General features: G+C 35.6%; 17 protein-coding genes. All 17 read right to left on the bottom strand.

Going from position 1 to position 18,351, the window contains the following annotated elements; all coding sequences use genetic code 11:
- Positions 1-32: 32 nt before the first annotated feature.
- The gene (locus CAR_RS01985; protein ID WP_013710055.1) at positions 33-1,760 is read right to left on the bottom strand and encodes a phospho-sugar mutase; all 1,728 of its coding nucleotides are present in this window, start codon (positions 1,758-1,760) and stop codon (positions 33-35) included.
- 249 nt (positions 1,761-2,009) lie between these two features.
- Positions 2,010-2,975, bottom strand: coding sequence for a thioredoxin-disulfide reductase (gene trxB, locus CAR_RS01980; RefSeq protein ID WP_013710054.1), 966 nt, complete (start codon positions 2,973-2,975; stop codon positions 2,010-2,012).
- A 105-nt stretch (positions 2,976-3,080) separates the two neighbouring features.
- On the bottom strand, positions 3,081-3,512 hold the full coding sequence (locus tag CAR_RS01975) for a tetratricopeptide repeat protein (RefSeq protein WP_013710053.1): 432 nt from the start codon (positions 3,510-3,512) through the stop codon (positions 3,081-3,083).
- Positions 3,513-3,651: 139 nt separating this feature from the next.
- Positions 3,652-4,533 carry a UTP--glucose-1-phosphate uridylyltransferase GalU gene (gene galU / locus CAR_RS01970; protein ID WP_013710052.1) on the bottom strand — a complete coding sequence of 294 codons (882 nt, stop codon included), beginning with the start codon at positions 4,531-4,533 and terminating at the stop codon, positions 3,652-3,654.
- Positions 4,534-4,578: 45 nt separating this feature from the next.
- A complete protein-coding gene (locus CAR_RS01965) occupies positions 4,579-5,583 on the bottom strand; it encodes an NAD(P)H-dependent glycerol-3-phosphate dehydrogenase (protein WP_013710051.1) in 1,005 nt (334 codons plus the stop codon).
- 15 nt (positions 5,584-5,598) lie between these two features.
- A complete protein-coding gene (gene lgt, locus CAR_RS01960; RefSeq protein ID WP_013710050.1) occupies positions 5,599-6,447 on the bottom strand; it encodes a prolipoprotein diacylglyceryl transferase in 849 nt (282 codons plus the stop codon).
- 16 nt (positions 6,448-6,463) lie between these two features.
- Positions 6,464-7,399, bottom strand: a complete 936-nt coding sequence (hprK, locus tag CAR_RS01955; protein ID WP_013710049.1) for an HPr(Ser) kinase/phosphatase — start codon at positions 7,397-7,399, stop codon at positions 6,464-6,466.
- Positions 7,400-7,721: 322 nt separating this feature from the next.
- Positions 7,722-8,072 carry a phage holin family protein gene (locus CAR_RS01950; RefSeq protein WP_013710048.1) on the bottom strand — a complete coding sequence of 117 codons (351 nt, stop codon included), beginning with the start codon at positions 8,070-8,072 and terminating at the stop codon, positions 7,722-7,724.
- Positions 8,072-8,377, bottom strand: a complete 306-nt coding sequence (locus CAR_RS01945; RefSeq protein ID WP_041556082.1) for a PspC domain-containing protein — start codon at positions 8,375-8,377, stop codon at positions 8,072-8,074. The genes CAR_RS01950 and CAR_RS01945 overlap by 1 nt, the downstream gene beginning before the upstream one ends.
- Before the next feature lie 32 nt (positions 8,378-8,409).
- Complete coding sequence (gene liaX / locus CAR_RS01940) at positions 8,410-9,996, bottom strand: daptomycin-sensing surface protein LiaX (protein ID WP_041556081.1); 1,587 nt, start codon at positions 9,994-9,996, stop codon at positions 8,410-8,412.
- 371 nt (positions 9,997-10,367) lie between these two features.
- Positions 10,368-13,232 carry an excinuclease ABC subunit UvrA gene (gene uvrA / locus CAR_RS01935; RefSeq protein WP_013710045.1) on the bottom strand — a complete coding sequence of 955 codons (2,865 nt, stop codon included), beginning with the start codon at positions 13,230-13,232 and terminating at the stop codon, positions 10,368-10,370.
- 165 nt (positions 13,233-13,397) lie between these two features.
- Complete coding sequence (locus tag CAR_RS01930) at positions 13,398-14,042, bottom strand: HD domain-containing protein (protein WP_013710044.1); 645 nt, start codon at positions 14,040-14,042, stop codon at positions 13,398-13,400.
- Between the two features lie 143 nt (positions 14,043-14,185).
- Entirely contained in the window at positions 14,186-14,866 is a 681-nt protein-coding gene (gene phoU / locus CAR_RS01925) for a phosphate signaling complex protein PhoU (RefSeq protein WP_013710043.1), read from the bottom strand.
- A 41-nt stretch (positions 14,867-14,907) separates the two neighbouring features.
- Positions 14,908-15,672 (bottom strand): phosphate ABC transporter ATP-binding protein PstB, encoded by a 765-nt coding sequence (gene pstB / locus CAR_RS01920; protein ID WP_013710042.1) that lies wholly within the window; start codon positions 15,670-15,672, stop codon positions 14,908-14,910.
- Between the two features lie 11 nt (positions 15,673-15,683).
- Complete coding sequence (gene pstB / locus CAR_RS01915) at positions 15,684-16,490, bottom strand: phosphate ABC transporter ATP-binding protein PstB (protein WP_013710041.1); 807 nt, start codon at positions 16,488-16,490, stop codon at positions 15,684-15,686.
- 55 nt (positions 16,491-16,545) lie between these two features.
- Complete coding sequence (pstA, locus tag CAR_RS01910) at positions 16,546-17,430, bottom strand: phosphate ABC transporter permease PstA (protein WP_013710040.1); 885 nt, start codon at positions 17,428-17,430, stop codon at positions 16,546-16,548.
- On the bottom strand, positions 17,430-18,350 hold the full coding sequence (pstC, locus tag CAR_RS01905; protein WP_013710039.1) for a phosphate ABC transporter permease subunit PstC: 921 nt from the start codon (positions 18,348-18,350) through the stop codon (positions 17,430-17,432). The genes pstA and pstC overlap by 1 nt, the downstream gene beginning before the upstream one ends.
- Position 18,351 lies beyond the last annotated feature (1 nt).

The raw sequence follows: 18,351 nt of genomic DNA, 5'->3' as shown, positions 1-18,351 counted from the left end.
TTAGTTACTTTGCGTTGTTTTTCCGTTATTTTTTATTCCTTCACAATTGAATTGATGCTTTCTTCAAGACGAATAACTTTATTTTCAATCTCTACGCCTGAATCATCACATGCACCAATGTAGAATTTGATTTTTGGTTCTGTTCCTGAAGGACGGATAGCAATCCAACTGTTGTCGACTAATTTGTATTTCAAGACATCAGCTGTAGGCATATCAATATCTTCAATTGTCCCATCATGAAGCGTACGTTTGGAGATTGAAAAATCTTCTACGCATTCAACTTCAATTCCAGCAAATTCTTTTGGTGACTCTTCACGGAATTTCACCATTAACGCTTTAATTTTTTCAGCTCCGGTAATGCCTTGCATGCTGATGGAAATTGTTTTTTCTTTAAAGTGACCATAGTTATGGAAAATTTGTTTCAATCCATCGTATAATGTATCGCCTTTTTGTTTATAATAAGCAGCTACTTCTGCAATCAGCACAAGAGCTTGAATGGCATCTTTGTCACGTACAAATGGTGACACCAGGTAACCATAGCTTTCTTCAAAACCGAACAAGAAAGTTTGACTGCCATCAGTTTCATATTGCTTGATTTTTTCAGCAATAAATTTAAACCCTGTTAAAACGTCCACCATTTTGACATTAAAACTATCTGCGATTTGCGTAGGCAATTCACTAGAAACAATCGACTTAAGAACCACTCCGTTAGTTGGTAATGTGCCTGCTTCTTTTTGTGCAGTTAATAAATAGTGTAGCATCAAACTTGCAATTTGATTTCCTGTTAACACTTCATAATGGCCTTCTGCAGTCTTAACAGCTATTCCCAATCGGTCAGCATCTGGATCTGTTGCCACTAATACATCAGCATCAATTTCTTGACCTAAATTGACTGCATATTCAAATGCGCCAGGTTCCTCAGGATTAGGAGATTTAACAGTCGGGAAATCAGGATCTGCTTCAGCTTGTTCTGGAACAAGGTAAATAGATTCAAATCCGGCATTTTTCAAAGCTCTTTCGCCTAACATTTTTCCAGTTCCATGAAGTGGCGTATAGACTAATTTCATCTCTTTGCTCATTTCCTTCACTAACTCTGAATTAACCGTAACTTTTTCCACATTTTTTAAGTATTCGCTATCTACATCTTCTCCAATAATCGTAAGTAGTCCTTGTGATTCAAGGTCTTCTTGTGATAATGCTTCAATTTCAAGAATATTTTCGACACTGCGAACATAGGCTGTTAAAGCATCTGCTTCTTTAGGCGGCATTTGGCCACCATCTTCTCCGTACACTTTGTACCCATTATATTCAGCTGGGTTGTGACTTGCAGTAATCATGATTCCTGCAAATGCATTTAAATGACGAACAGCAAAAGATAATTCTGGTGTTGGACGAAGACTTTCAAAAACAAAAGCTGGAATTCCATGTGCTCCAAGTGTTCTTGCAGCTTCCATAGCAAATTCTGGAGACTTATGTCTTGAATCATAAGCGATTGCGACTCCACGTTTTTGCGTTTCATTTCCAAGGCTGTCCATAAAAAGAGCTAGCCCTTCTGTTGCTTGTCTTACTGTGTAAGCATTCATACGATTAACACCTGCACCAATGATTCCGCGCATGCCTGCCGTTCCAAATTCTAGAGGAGCATAAAATGCATCTTCTAATGTATCCGAATCATCTTTTAAAGATTTTAATTCTTCTTTTAATTCAGTTTCTAAATCATTAAAATTTTCCCAAAGTTGATAAGTCTCTCTCCAGCTCATTTCAATTCACCCTTTACATAATTAGTAGTTTTTAATTTTTTCGTTAACGCTTCCCTTGTAAGTATACCACTTCTTATTCATCCTAGCACACTTTTCAATTCAAATAATCGGTTGACCTTTTTATAGTTCATTAACCATTCTAATTGCAAAAAATAATCAATATGGGTAACGATTATTTCCACAAAAAAAGAAACAAGATTTCTCTTGTTTCTTTTTTTGTTACTTTTTAAAATTATTTTTACTTTGCTATTATTTTGAACTAATCGCTTTTGCTTCTAAGCTTTCCTTTAGTTTCTCAACATAGTGGAAGACAGCATTACCTGCTAAACTACCGTCACCAACAGCTGTTGCAACTTGACGTAAAGGAGTTAAACGAACATCTCCAATAGCAAAAATTCCAGGTTGTGAAGTTTCCATTGTTTCATTAGTTGGAATCCAACCTTCTTCATCCGTAATACCTAAGTCTCTAAATTTATCTGTGTTTGGCAAGATACCGACATAAATAAATGCGCCATCTGCAGGAAATTCTGTGACTTCACTTGTATGAACGTTTCTAACTTTGACACCTGTTACTTTGTTTTCATCACCATAAATATTTTCTACGGTAGAATCCCAAATGAAATCAACTTTTTCATTCTTAAAAGCTCTATCTTGAAGGATTTTTTGAGCTCTTAGCTCATCACGACGGTGAATGATTGTAACTTTTTTAGCAAATTGAGTTAAATAAGTTCCTTCTTCAACAGCCGAGTCTCCTCCGCCAACAACTACTAACTCTTTATTACGGAAAAAAGCTCCATCACAAACGGCACAGTAAGAGACACCACGGCCATTGTATTCATTTTCGCCACCAACACTTAATTTACGGTGTTCTGCACCAGTTGCAATAATGATTGAGCGTGTTTTAAAGATTTTTTTTCCAGCAATAATTGTTTTGTATTCTGTTCCTTGTTGAATTTCTTTAACATCAGCATACGCATACTCTACTCCAAATTGCTTAGAACCTTCAAACATCTTTTCAGATAACTCTGGTCCTGCGATACTATTAAACCCAGGATAATTTTCAATTTCTGCTGTATTGATCATTTGTCCGCCGGGTACTCCGCGTTCCAACATCAGCGTAGATAAATTTGATCTTGAAGCATATAAAGCAGCTGTCATCCCTGCTGGGCCGCTTCCAATAACAACAACATCATAAATTTTTTCTTCTGTTTCCATTATAAAACCCCTCATTTTCCTTAATCGTTTAATCTTACTTTACACCTTTTTGGAAATAATCGCTATTTTTTTGCTTACAAATTAGAAGTAAATAAGCATTTGCTATTAAAATTCATTTAATTCCATTTTTAGTGTTTCTTGCAACTCAGATGCTTCGTCAACAAAGTCACCGTCTGGGTCTAGAGTCAGGTATTGTTCCACTAATATTAATGACTGCTCTAAATCTTCTAAAAAAGCATAATTATTGGCTTGGAAATAGTAGGCTTCTGCGAAAATATCGCCACTGTTTTTAATTAGTTCATCTAAAATTTTGATTGATTCATCGTATTCACCAGTATGTTGATAACAAATAGCTAATTGGCAAGAGGCAAAAATACTTTCCTCTTCGTTTTTTGATAAAGTTACTGCTCGTGAGAAGTATTTTTTTGCACGATCCATTTCATTTTTTTGAAATGCAGCAATTCCACGCTTAAAATAAAATTCACTTGTTGGAATAACTTCTATAATCGTCGCCTTTTGATTTTCAATTTCAGACATATGCAATCCTCCTCTAAAGTAACATTTACTAATCAGTATAGCATATAGGTGGTATTTTTAATAGGTCTTGTTCAAGGCAGAAAAATACAAAGAGGTAAACGATTTTTCGCTCACCTCTTTGTATTTTATTTAATATCTGTTATTCAGCTTCTAATTTTTTGCCTAATTCAATAATGTATTCATTTAAAGAATCTTTTATTTCTGGGTGTCTCAAGCCATATTGGATGCTTGTTTTCAAGAAGCCAAATTTATCTCCAACATCATAACGGGTTCCTTTAAACTCATGTGCAAAAACACGTTGCGTTTTATTTAGAGTATCGATTGCATCCGTTAGTTGAATTTCATTTCCAGCACCTGGTTCTTGTGTTTCTAAAATATCAAAGATTTCAGGAGTTAATAAGTAACGTCCAATGATCGCTAAATCACTTGGTGCATCTTCTGGATTTGGTTTTTCAACAAAACGACGAACATTATAAGTTGTTTCGTCTACTTGTCCTTCCACATCAATAATTCCATATTTTGAGGTTTCCTCATGAGGCACTTTCATTACGGCAATATTTGATGCATGGGTTTTGTCGTATCCGTTAATCAGTTGTTTGGTTAGCGGAACTTCATCTTCCATTAAATCATCTCCAAGCATAACAACAAATGGTTCATTTCCGACAAATGCTTTGGCTTGTAAAACTGCATCGCCTAAACCTTTTGGATAAGATTGGCGAACAAAAAATAAATTTAAGCCAGTTGTTTCTTCGACTAATTCTAAAAGTTCCATTTTTCCTTTAGATTTTAGATTAGCTTCCAGTTCTGGATTTGAGTCAAAGTGGTCTTCAATAGGTCGCTTGCTTTTCCCAGTTACAATTAAAATATCCTCAATCCCAGAGTTAATTGCTTCTTCTACAATAAACTGAATCGTTGGTTTGTCTACAATTGGTAACATTTCTTTAGCCATAGCTTTTGTTGCTGGTAAAAATCGTGTTCCTAATCCTGCTGCGGGGATAATCGCTTTACGTACTTTTTGCATGTCTTTTATTCCTCCAATTGATTTAGATAATGGGTATTTATTTCCTTATGCTTCTGATTTTCCTTCTCGTTGCATCAATGAGACAATAATATCTTCAACTTTAGCTCCATTATACAATACTTCGTAAATTGCTGCAGTAATTGGCATCTCAATCCCTTTTTCCTGAGCTAATTCATATGCTGCTTTAGTGGTTGCAATTCCTTCTACTACCATTCCCATACTTTCAAGAACTTCTTTCAAGCTGTTTCCTTTGCCTAACATGTGACCAGCTCGCCAGTTTCTAGAATGGATACTTGTACAAGTGACAATTAAATCCCCTACACCACTTAATCCAAGAAAAGTGATTGGATCTGCACCAAAGGCTACACCTAAGCGGCTTATTTCAGCTAACCCTCTAGTCATTAAAGCTGCCTTTGCATTATCGCCATAACCTAATCCTTGAAGTGCTCCGGCTCCTACTGCAATAATATTTTTCAAAGCTGCACCCAATTCAACGCCGATAATATCATCGTTAGTATAAATTCTAAAGTAATCGTTCATAAATAATTCTTGTACGATTTTAGCAGCTTCGTCATTTTTTGAGGCTGCTGTTATTGTCGTTAAATCTTTAAGCGCAACTTCTTCAGCGTGACTAGGACCCGATAAAGCTACAACCGCTTGACGTTTGCTTTCGGGAATTTCTTCTTCTAAAATTTCTGAAATACGTTTGTGACTCTCTTGCTCTAGCCCTTTGCTTGCATGAACAATGACCGTTGGCTTAGTTAAAAATGGTGCAACTTTCTTAGCGACTTCACGAATAGCTTTTGTTGGAACCACAAAAACAATCACTTCGGCATCTTTAATCGCTTCTTCAATATGATGAGTTGCGTTAATCCTGTCAGCTAAAACAACTGCAGGCAAATAAAATTTATTGGTGTGTTTAAGATTAATTTCATCTGCTTGTTTTGCTTTATGACTCCATATACGAACATCATTTCCATTTTCTTCTAATACCATTGCTAAAGCAGTTCCCCAAGAACCAGCTCCTAAAACGGCTACTTTCTTTGACATTTTACTCAGGCTCCTTTATTTCGACTGTTTCTTTTCTGGTTGGTTCATTCCATCTAAATAATACGGAACAGGCGGGTAATCTCTTCTTCTGTAAATCCATAGGCTGAGTGCTCCTATAAATAAAACAACAGATAAAGCTTGCGACACACGAATAAAATCAAAAATCCATAAGCTATCTGTCCTAAGACCTTCAATAAAGAAACGTCCAAGAGAATACCATAGTACATAACTCAATGCCACTTCACCTTGTCTAAATAAATGTTTCTTATTTCGCAAGATAACAATTAGTACAAAACCAACTAAACTCCATACAGACTCATATAAAAAAGTAGGTTGGTAGTACAGACCGTTAATTTCCATCTGATTAATAATAAATTCAGGCAAGAATAGATTTTCTAAAAACGATTTTGTTACTTCTCCTCCATGAGCTTCTTGATTCATAAAATTGCCCCAACGTCCAATTGCTTGCGCTAGCAATACGCTTGGTGCTAAAATATCCAACATTAACCAAAGCGGAATCCCATGTTTCTTTGTGTACCAGTAGACAGTTAATCCCCCCGCAATCAAGCCACCATAAATCGCTATACCACCATTCCAAATTGCTATGATTTCACCAGGATTTTGAAGATAATAGTCTAATTCAAATACTACATAATACAAACGTGCTCCAATGAAAGCTATCGGGAGCGCCCAAAGAGCCATATCCACGATATGCTCTCCATCAATTCCTCTTTTTTCAGCCTCTCGTGTACTTAAAAAAATTGCTACAAATATAGCTGCAGCGATAATGATTCCGTACCAATATACATCAAGAGGTCCTAATGAAAAGGCAATTGGATTAATTGCTCCTAACAGATTGCTCATACTTTAATCTCCAATCTTACTGTTCAGTTGAATTTTTTTTGATTAATTTTTCTAAATTGCGTTCGAATGTTTCAGTAGCATTGTACCCCATGATTTTTGCTCTGGTATTCATCGCTGCACTTTCAATAATGATTGCCAAATTACGTCCCGTTCTAACTGGAATCGAAATTTTGGGTACATCAACATTTAAAATACGTTGTTTTTCATCTCCACTACCTAATCGATCATACGTTTTTTCTTTATCCCAAAGTTCTAAATTAACCACTAAATTAACCACTTTACTTAAACGGATTGATCCAACCCCAAATAGATTGACGACATCTATAATACCTATTCCACGAATCTCCATTAAATGACTTAAAATTTCAGGTGGCTCTCCTACGATTTTTTTATCATCGATTACATACAACTCAATGCGGTCATCGGCTACAAGTCGGTGTCCTCTTTTAATTAATTCCAAAGCCGTTTCACTTTTACCTACTCCACTATCTCCAGTGATCATAACACCCATTCCATAAATATCTACTAGCACACCATGCATAGCAATACGTTCAGCTAATTCAGCTTCTAAGAAATTCGTTACATTGCTAGATAAACGCGTAGTTGATTGTGGAGATAAGAGTAAAGGAATGCTTTTTTCAGTTGTTGCTTGTACCAACTCTTTCGGAGGAGTTAGTCCTCTTGAAATAAGAAATGCAGGTGTATCTGGCTGACACATTCTTCGCATCACAATTAACCGTTCATCACTAGTCATTTGCTCAGAAAAAGAAATTTCCGTTCTACCGAATAATTGTATCCGTTCTTGAGGATAATAATTAAAATAACCAGTAAGTTCAAGACCAGGTCGTGAAATATCATCTGTTAAAATTTTGCGATCAAGAAATTCCTCTCCGTTATGTACTTCTAACTTCAGAGAGTCTACTAATTGTTTTACAGTTACACTTTTGGTCATAATTTTTTCTCCTCTGTTTAAAGATCTTTTTTTACTTTCATTTTTAATAGTTTAAAACCCCTACATGATTCTCATTTTACCATTTTAATCCTTCTGTTTAAAGGAAATAGAAAGAAAACCTATTCAAAAAAATAAAAGCTTCAACATTACTCATTTTATAAGTTTAATTTTCTTTTAAAAACAAAAAAATAGTCATAGGAAATGAAACAACCGTCTCAGCTCCTATGACTATCTGATTATTTTGGTAAAATGTATTAAAAAAAGACCCGACATCTAATTTAGAAAACTCGGGTCTTAATACACCTTTTCTCATATTGCCAAATCACTTAGGTTGTCTTATTTGACTATTTAATAACATATTGACTAGCGACATCAAGATAGCAACAAGCATCGTTGCTCCAAATGATGAAAATTCAAATCCGCTACCTACAATTGCAGCGGTCAAACTCAACATGGCTGCATTAATAACGATAGTGAATAGTCCAAGAGTTAAAAGAGTAATAGGTAAGGATAGGATAAACAATATCGGCTTTATAGCCATATTCAAAATGGCCAAGACAAGACTTGCTCCTAACGCTACCCATACGCTTTCCACGTAGAACATATTTTGCAAAAAACCAGCTAAGGCTAAGAAAATCAAGGCATTAACAACAATTTTTTGCCAGAATCTCACTAAAAGTCACTCCAGTCTTCCTCTTTAACTTTCTCAGCTTCTTTACGTGGTTCTTTTTTTTCTGGTCGATTATTTCCTGGTTTGAATCCATACGTACCTGTATTTTCTGAATTATTCGTTCTAGGAGCTTCTGGAATCACAATAGCTAGCACGATGTACAGAATAAACGGCGAACCGACTCCGATTAAAGTAGCTGCTCCATAAATAATACGGAGCATTGTTGGATCAAAGCCGAAATATTCTGCGATACCAGCTAAGACACCGCTCACCATTTTATTGTCTCTTGATTTAGTCAATTTTTTCATTTTCATTCACCTCTCTGAGTTTTCACATTTTTTCAAACTAGTTCATCTGCTTCTTTTAATAAAATATTACCTGTTGTTGTTTCTAATTTCAACACTAATAGTTGCGTATCCGCTATTCTTCTAAACTCTAGAAGTTGACTTGTACGATCTTTTCTTTCCTTAATAGTTTCAAGATTCCCAACTCTATTTTGAATCGTTCCTAAATTACTTTTTGCTTCGCCTTCTATACTATACTGTTTAGGAAAAGAAACTTTTACACTTCCATTAACAGAAGAAGCTGCCATACGTGTTAAATCTTCACCTTCTAATGTAACTTTTACAGTACCATTAACCGTTGAAAGATTTCCACTCTTAATTTTACCCTGTGCAACGATTCCGCCATTAACACTTTTCACCATCAGATCTCTTACTGTGCTATCTAATACTGTAACGGTACCATTAACACCATCAGTTTCTAACATGGTAGCCGTTAGATTTTGGAAAAATACATTGCCATTTGTACATTTAACATAGAAATCTTTTCCTTCAAAATCTTCAAATTTCACATTTCCATTCAAAAGATTGATTGCGGTATGATCGTATACTCTTTCAGGAAGGTAGAATACTAAGTCACAACGTATCCGTTTGTTAGGAACATGGAATACCATTTTTTCATCAGTCACTTCCACCGTGCTACGTTTTTCAAATGCTTCTAATGGTGTTGCAGTGTCTAATTTACCATAAATTTTAACATCAGCTTCAACTTTGATATCTTGGCTGTCCCAGTTTTTAAATAGTACATTTCCGTTTGCAACTTTTACATCTAAAATAGATGCTGTACTTTCAGGATAATTAAACTCATGTGTGAATTTTGTTGAAGCTAAACCTGGTACACGAACATTAACGTCTTTCCAGTCCATATTTTCCATCACTGTGGAGAACGTTTCTTTCATGAACTTACCAAATTGATTTCCAGTATCCACTACTTTTCCTGTTACTTGATTCAATGTTTCATTGGCTGTTTCTTTCCAATCTTCTGGTATCTCAAATTTTTCTGAAATTTGTTTCTTTTGAGTACCCCATTGTTTTCTTTTTACAGTTCTCAATTGATTTTCTAATTCACCTTTGTCTTCTTCTAAATCTTTCAGTTGAACTTCTAATTCAGTGATTTCATTTTTCATTTGATTCATTTCAGGAGCTTTTTCAGGATGTAATTCATCTAAATCTTCTTTGGTTTCAAGTACCATTAATTTTTCTTTTACCATTTTAAGTTTAGCTTTAAGTGTAGCAATTTCCAGATTCTTTTCATCTAATTCAGCAGAATAAGACGATGCTTCATTAGATAAACTTTCTAATATCTTTTCAAGCTGCTCACGATCCTTTTGCTCTTCAGCAGAAAACGCTTCATCTTGACTAGTTTCTTCTGATTTTAAGAACTCTGAATCAGTTTCTGTTTCTTCATTAAAAAATGGTGTTTCAGGTTTAGGTGGTGTATCTGTTTTCTCTTGCGTATGAGCTTGTTCTTTTTTAATTGCTTCTTTACCTTCTTTTTTTGCTGCATTTTCTAGTAAAACTAAGGCTTCTTCAGTAGAGATGATCCCTTGTTTAACTAGTTCGAGTATTCTTTCTCTTTGTTTCATGGTCATTTCCTCCTTAAAATTTTCTAATTCCTCTAGTAGTGTTTGCCTGATAATGTTAAAAGTTAGTTGTATACTGTCTTTGTTGTTACCATTATTATGCGTCATCTAAGGAAATTTGTCATAGGACTTAAGTACGATTTTACTATCGTTACATAGTCTGAACAGGAGGTCAGTTTTCACGCTAAGTTTAACATGAAACAACTAAATTTAAAAAAGAAATACTTTAAAAAGGACGAATTCAGCTGATTGATCACAGCTAAATTCGTCCTTTTTGTACAATTTGATTTTACGCGCATTTGTTAATGTTGGTAGAGTAGTTCATTCCGGAAGTAATTTCTTTTAAATTCCAAAACCGTTTTGTTAAACAACTCTTAATTTCCAATTGACTGTTCAATCATTTTTTCGCGTTTTTTATCTCTTTTCAAAATTTCATTCAAGTATTGTCCAGTGAAGCTTTTCTTGACCTTAGCAACTTCCTCTGGGGTTCCAGTAGCGATAATCGTACCTCCGCCAGCTCCACCTTCTGGTCCTAAATCGATCACATAGTCCGCTGTTTTAATCACATCCAAATTATGTTCAATGACTAAAACGGTGTTGCCAGCTTCAACTAATCTATTTAGTACCACTAATAGTCGCGCAATATCATCTGTATGCAATCCTGTAGTAGGCTCATCTAAGATATAGAAGTTATCTCCATTTGAACTTTTACGCAGTTCACTAGCCAACTTCATTCGTTGCGCTTCCCCACCTGATAGTGTAGTAGCCGGTTGCCCAAGAGTTACATATCCCAATCCAACATCGATGATTGTTTGTAATTTTTTACGAATTTTAGGAACATTTTCAAAAAAGACAACCGCTTCTTCTATTGTCATGTTCAGCACCTCAGAGATATTTTTCCCTTTGTATCTGACCTCTAATGTTTCTGAATTGTAACGTGTCCCATGACAAATTTCACACGGTACGTAGACATCAGGAAGGAAATGCATTTCGATTTTTAAAATCCCATCTCCTCTACATGCTTCACAACGTCCGCCTTTCACATTGAAACTAAACCGCCCTTTTTTGTACCCTCTTATTTTAGCTTCATTTGTTTGAGCAAATAAATCGCGCATATCATCAAATACACTTGTATACGTTGCTGGGTTGCTTCGAGGTGTACGCCCTATTGGACTTTGGTCAATATCAATAACTTTTTCTAATCCTTTATGACCTTCTAACGATTTGTATTTCCCCGGTTTTTGTTTTGAACGATTTAAATCACGAGATAATGTCTTTTTCAAAATAGAATTGACTAAAGAACTCTTACCAGAACCCGAAACACCCGTAACAGCTACAAAACGGCCTAGTGGAAAATCAACATTTACATTTTTTAAGTTGTTCTCAGCTGCTCCTTTAACACGAATGACACCTTTATCTTCTGCCCTTCGCTCTTTAGGAACAGGTATGAATTTTTTCCCCGATAAGTAAGCACCTGTTAAGGAATTCTTATTATTAGCGACTTCTTCAGGTGTTCCGATGGCCATGATTTCTCCGCCTTTTTCACCCGCACCAGGACCTATATCAATCAAATAATCGGCAGCTCTCATAGTGTCTTCATCATGTTCAACAACAATCAGTGTGTTTCCTAAATCACGCATTTTTTGCAATGATTCAATAAGCCGATTGTTATCTCTTTGATGCAGCCCTATTGAAGGCTCGTCTAGTATATATAAAACACCCGACAAATTAGATCCAATCTGAGTTGCCAGGCGAATACGCTGTGCTTCTCCCCCAGATAAAGTACCTGCAGTTCGACTTAGGGTTAAATAATTCAACCCAACATTCTTCAAGAAACTCAATCGATCGTTTACTTCTTTCAAGATAGGCTTTGCAATAATGACATCATGCTCAGATAGAGATAATTCTTCGAAAAATTGCATCGATTTTTCAATCGGATATTCACAAACTTCCCCAATATCTTTTCCAGCAACTTTTACAGATAATGCTTCTGGATTTAATCGTTTTCCACCGCAAGATTGGCAAGCCAATTCCGTCATGTACAACCTCATTTGGTCTCTTGTAAAATCACTGCTTGTTTCACGGTACCGTCTTTCAATATTCGTCAATACACCTTCAAATGGGATATCGACATCACGTACACCGCCAAAATCATTTTTATAATGAAAATGGAACAATTCTCCTTTTGAACCTTTTAAAACAAAATCTTGTTCTTCTTCGGGCAATTCTTCAAATGGAATGGTCATATCAATGTTAAAATGTTTACAGGCTTGTTCCAACATTTGCGGATAATAATTTGAACTAATCGGATTCCATGGCAAAATAGCTCCGTCTTTCAACGATAAGCTTTTATCTGGCACAACTAAATCAACATCTACCTCTAATTTAATGCCTAGTCCATCACAATCGGGACAAGAACCAAATGGTGCATTAAATGAAAATAATCGAGGTTCTAATTCACCAACAGTAAACCCACAGTAAGGACATGCGTAATGCTCGCTAAATAATACTTCTTCTTGACCCATAATATCCGCAATCGCATACCCTTCTGCTAAGCGTAAGGCTGCTTCGAAGGAATCAAATAAACGCGAACGGATGCCTTCTTTGACTACAATTCGGTCAATAACAATTTCAATATCGTGTTTTTTATTTTTTTCCAACTCAATATCATCAGTAATATCATACATTTCTTTGTTTACTCTTACACGAACGTAGCCTTCAGTTTTAACTTTATCAAAAACTTTCTTGTGCTGACCTCTTTTTCCAACAACAATAGGAGCTAGTAATTGGATTCTTGTTCCCTCAGGATATTCTAGTACACGGTCCACCATTTGCTCAACAGACTGACTAGAAATCTCCGTACCATCATTTGGACAAATAGGATGACCAATACGAGCATACAATAATCTTAAATAATCATTGATCTCCGTTACCGTTCCTACTGTAGAACGTGGATTTTTACTGGTTGTTTTTTGATCGATCGAGATAGCCGGACTTAATCCATCTATACTATCCACATCTGGTTTATCCATTTGACCAAGAAATTGACGAGCATACGCTGAAAGACTTTCAACATAACGTCTTTGTCCTTCAGCATATAAAGTATCGAAAGCTAAAGAACTCTTACCTGACCCTGATAATCCGGTAACAACTACTAGTTTGTCTCTTGGTATCGTTACATCAATGTTTTTCAGATTATGTGAACGCGCGCCTTTGACAGTAATTTTATCATGTGCCATTTGCTTACTTCCTTTTTAGTTATTTTTAATGCTTCAAATTTAGTTTATAAGAATAGTTTAACGAAAACACAAAAAATAGGATAGCTACATGCATCCTACCTTTATCTTACTAGTTTATCATATTTTATTATCTTTGGCGAACGTTTGTTCATCATCAATCACCTGTTAGTCACTTAATGAGTCATTAACAATTCGTTGCGTTATTTTTTGTAATTGATCTTGATTCGTAAAATTCCCACTTAATAAATCAGGTAGCACTTCTTTCAAAAAGTAATGCGCGCTCGTCAAATGTCTGAATTCTAAAATTGTTTTTAAAGATTCTTCATAAATTTCAGTAAAAACTCGTTCCGGATTTCCCTTTTGAATTTCCCCAAAAGATTCATAAAGTAGATCAACTTTGTCTGAAACAGATAAAATTTGACCTTCTAAAGTTTCATCTTTTCCTTCTTTTAATCGTTCAAAATACGCAGCTTGGAATTCTTTTGGAATTTCTTTTTTTATGAAGTTGTCCGTCATTGAATCTTCAACATCTGCTAACATTCCTCTTAATTCAGGTGTCGCATATTTAACAGGCGTTTTAATATCTCCTATGAAAAGTTCTGTATAGTCATGATTGAGCGCTTTTTCATATAGTGCTCTCCAATTGATTTCATTGCCTGCTTGTTCTTCTACAGTTCCTAGAAACTGTGCAATTTGAGTAACTTTAAACGAATGAGCTGCGACAGAGTGATCTTCGTATTTAAACTTTCCAGGACAGCGAAAGATGTTTTCTAAATCACTCAAGCTTTTAATGTATTGATGCATTCCCATCTCATTTCATTCCTTCCCTTTGGTAAATTTTTATAATCCTAACATAGAAAACCAAATAAAGCAAAAGATGCTTGGTTTTACGCGTCTCATTATGTGCTAAAAAAAAACGACTAGAATATTATTCCAGCCGTTTTTTTCTATATTTAGTTTATAGGAGTACTTTTGTTATGAGTATTTAATTCAACTACTTTACCAGTATCCAAATAAACGATCCACTCAGAGATGTTTGTTACATAATCCCCAATTCGTTCTAGGTATCCAGCAACCAGCATATAGTCTGTTCCTCCTAATACAATATCTGAATCAGCTTTCATGTGTTCAATACAGTCATGATGAATTCTTTTTGCATCTTTATCTACTGATCGATCACTTAAAGCTACTTTTTCAGCTTTTTCTGCATCAAAATTTACATATGCATCTAAAACGCCTTGAACCATCACTTTGACTTTTTCAGACATTTCAGCAATCTCTGCTTCAACTTCATAAATGCGTTTATTTCCTTTTACTCGAATAGTAGATTTTGCAATACTGACCGCATGATCACCCATTCTTTCAAGATCCGCACAAGCTTTCATAACCGTTACAATTTTTCTTAAGTCTGTTGTAACCGGTTGTTGTAATGCAATCATTTCAAAACATTGTTTCTCTAACTCAACTTCGTGTCTGTTAATTTCTAAGTCTCCGACAATCACTTCTTGAGCAAGCTCTTTATCATGATTTACAAAGGCTTTTACTGATTTATAGATTGCTTCATTAACCATTTTTCCCATTTCAAAAAAATGAACGTGTAAATCATTTAGTTCCTCTTCAAATACTCGTCTCACTTTCCATCACTCCTATACCATTTTCTTAATTATGCAACGAATTACCCAAAACGTCCAGAAATATAGTCTTCTGTTTCTTTTTCTTTAGGACTTGTAAAAATTTGTCTTGTTTCCCCATGCTCAATCAAGTGTCCATTTAAGAAAAATGCTGTATTATCAGATATTCTTGATGCTTGTTGCATGTTATGGGTAACAATTATCATGGTATAATCTTTTTTTAGTTCTAATAGCATGTTTTCAATTTTTGCGCTTGAGATAGGATCTAGAGCACTTGTCGGCTCATCCAATAGAATCACAGATGGTTCAATTGCTAATACTCGTGCAATACAAACCCGTTGCTGTTGTCCACCTGAAAGTGAAAGAGCACTTTTATGCAATTTATCTTTAACGTCTTCCCAAACTGCTGCTTTTTTCAGGCTTTCTTCTACAATAGCATCTATCTTAGCTTTGTCTTTCATCCCTGCGATTTTCAAACCGTAAGCAACATTTTCATAGATTGAAAAAGGAAAAGGATTCGGTTGTTGAAATACCATTCCTACTTTTTTTCTTAGTTCGACAGTATCCATTTTAGGACTGTAAATCTGTTTATTTTCAAATGTTACATTACCTGTGATCGTCACATTCGGAATTAAATCATTCATCCGATTTAAGGTTCTTAGAAAAGTAGATTTCCCACAACCACTTGGACCAATTAAGGCAGTAATTTCTCGTGGCTTAAAGTCTAAGGAAACGCCCTTTAGCGCCTCGTTATTTCCATAGTATAAATGAACATCTTTAGATTCAATAATAAATTTTTCATTACTCACTCTTTTTCCTCCTACCCAAAATGACCAGATACATAATCTTCTGTTGCTTGAATTTTTGGACGAGTAAAAACTTTTCTCGTTTCATCGTACTCAATCACGTTTCCAACATAAAAGAAAGCTGTATAATCACTGATTCTTGAAGCTTGCTGCATATTGTGAGTAACGATAATAATTGAATAATCTTCTTTCAATTGCAGTAGTGTTTCTTCTACTTGACTAGTAGAAATTGGATCCAATGCACTTGCTGGTTCATCTAATAATAAAATATTTGGTTTAAGAGCAATTGCTCTTGCGATACATAAACGTTGTTGTTGTCCTCCAGATAAGGCCAAGGCACTTTTATTTAATTGATCTTTCACTTGATCCCATAAAGCGGCTTGTTTTAAACTGGTTTCCACTGCTTCATCTAACGTATTTTTATCTTTGACTCCATGTCGTCTTAAAGCAAAGGCAATATTGTCATAAATCGATTTACTAAATGGGTTAGGACGTTGAAATACCATTCCAATATTTTTACGCATTTCATATACATCGATATTTGAAGCATTTACATCAATGCCTTCGTACATGATTTTTCCTGTTACTCTAGCAGATTCGATTTCATCATTCATCCGGTTTAAAGAACGCAAGTAAGTTGATTTTCCACATCCACTTGGTCCGATAAGAGAGGTGATTTTATTTTCTTCAAATTCTAACGAAACACCTTTGATTGCTTCATTATCTCCATACCATACATGTAAATCTTCGGTAGACAAATCAATCTTCGCACCGGGGGCCATTTTTAAAACATTTGTCTCTAAGTTAGCTTGATTGGGCATTCCTTAAATCCTCCTTATCTAACTGAAGCCATACTTCCACAATTCATTTCTTTTGCTAAGCAGAAGTAGCTTTCTTTTGAAGTTTTCTTCCTAGGTAACGAGCGACTAAATTAAATAATAATACTGCAAGGATTAGAACAGCGGAAGCTCCTGCCGATACTTGTGCTCCATCGGGCATAACACCTTCACTATTGATTTTCCATATATGAACAGCCAGTGTTTCAGCTGGTCTCATAATATTTAATGGACTTGTGATCGATTGTGGATTCCAGTTAGCAAAATCTAATGCCGGTGCACTTTGTCCAGCAGTGTAAATCAATGCTGCTGCTTCACCAAAAATACGTCCAGCAGCTAAGATCATTCCTGTTAAAATACCAGGTAACGCTGCAGGTAAAATAATGCGAGTGACTGTTTCCCAACGAGACAAACCTAAAGCTAATCCAGCTTCTCTTTGAACACCGGGTATGGCTTGCAGTGAGTCTTCTATCGTTCGCGTTAACAATGGCAAGTTAAAGATCGTTAATGCAAGAGCACCAGAAAGGATTGAAAAGCCAAAATCAAATTGAATAACAAAGATCAAAAATCCAAAAAGCCCAACAACTATGGAAGGCAAGGAACTCAGCACTTCTATCGCTGTCCTGATGATATCTGTCACCCAGTTTTGTTTTGCATATTCTGATAAATAAATGGCAGCACCCAACGCTAAGGGTGCACTAATCACCATCGTTAAAAGTAACAAGTAAAACGAATTGAATAATTGAATTCCTATCCCGCCGCCCACTTGGAATGATCTTGCAGGTTGAGTTAAAAATTCCCATGAAATTTGTGGTACACCTCGCCATAAAATAAAGGCTAGTAGGCTGAATAAAATAAGAACGATGAACATAGATAAAGCATATAAGACACCGACTGCGAATTTATCCCATTTTTTTGCATTCATTATTTTATAGCCCCTTTCTTACCAATCCAACGAGTTAAGATGTTAAAGAATAGTGCCATAACCATTAGAATCAAGGCTAATGACCAAAGAACATTATTTTCTAAGGTTCCCATTACTGTATTTCCCATGCTCATAGTCAAAATACTTGTTAATGTTGACGCCGGAGTCACTAAACTTGTCGGCATCAAAGCAGCATTACCAATAACCATTTGAACAGCAAGAGCTTCTCCAAAGGCACGAGCCATTCCAAAAACAACAGCTGTCAACAATCCTGGCATTGCGCTTCTTAAAACAACTTTATAAATAGTTTGCCATCTTGTTGCACCCATAGCAAGAGATGCTTCACGGTAATATCTTGGTACAGCATTTAAAGCGTCCACTGCCATGCTGGTTACGGTTGGCAGAATCATAACAAATAACACAAAAGTAGCAGACAAAATACCAAAACCCGTTCCTCCAAAAATAGAACGAACAAAAGGAACAACGACGGTCAGCCCAATAAATCCGTAAACAACAGATGGGATACCTACTAATAATTCAACTACCGGCTGTAAAACTCTTTTCCCAGTAGATGGTGAAATTTCAGTCATGAAAATTGCCGCACCGATTGCAAATGGTGTCGCTAGTGCTGCCGATAGCAGTGTCACTAAAAATGACCCTGTAATCATTGGAAGTGCACCTACCAGAGGCAATCCTTCTTCACTAACATTTCCTGGATTCCAGATTGAACCAGTTAAAAAGCCCCAAAAAGAAACTCCATCAGTAAAGAAAGTAGAAAGACCTTTGCTCGTAACGAAATACAAGATCGACACAACTACAAGTACGATAATAGCGATACAAATAAAACTAACGGTTTTTCCTAATTTTTCCAGTCTGCCTTTTTTTGAGTTTCCAAGTAATCTTGCTTGAATCTCTTCCAAA

This window comes from Carnobacterium sp. 17-4, assembly GCF_000195575.1.
GTDB lineage: Bacteria > Bacillota > Bacilli > Lactobacillales > Carnobacteriaceae > Carnobacterium_B.
This window is presented reverse-complemented; position numbering and strand designations above follow the sequence as displayed.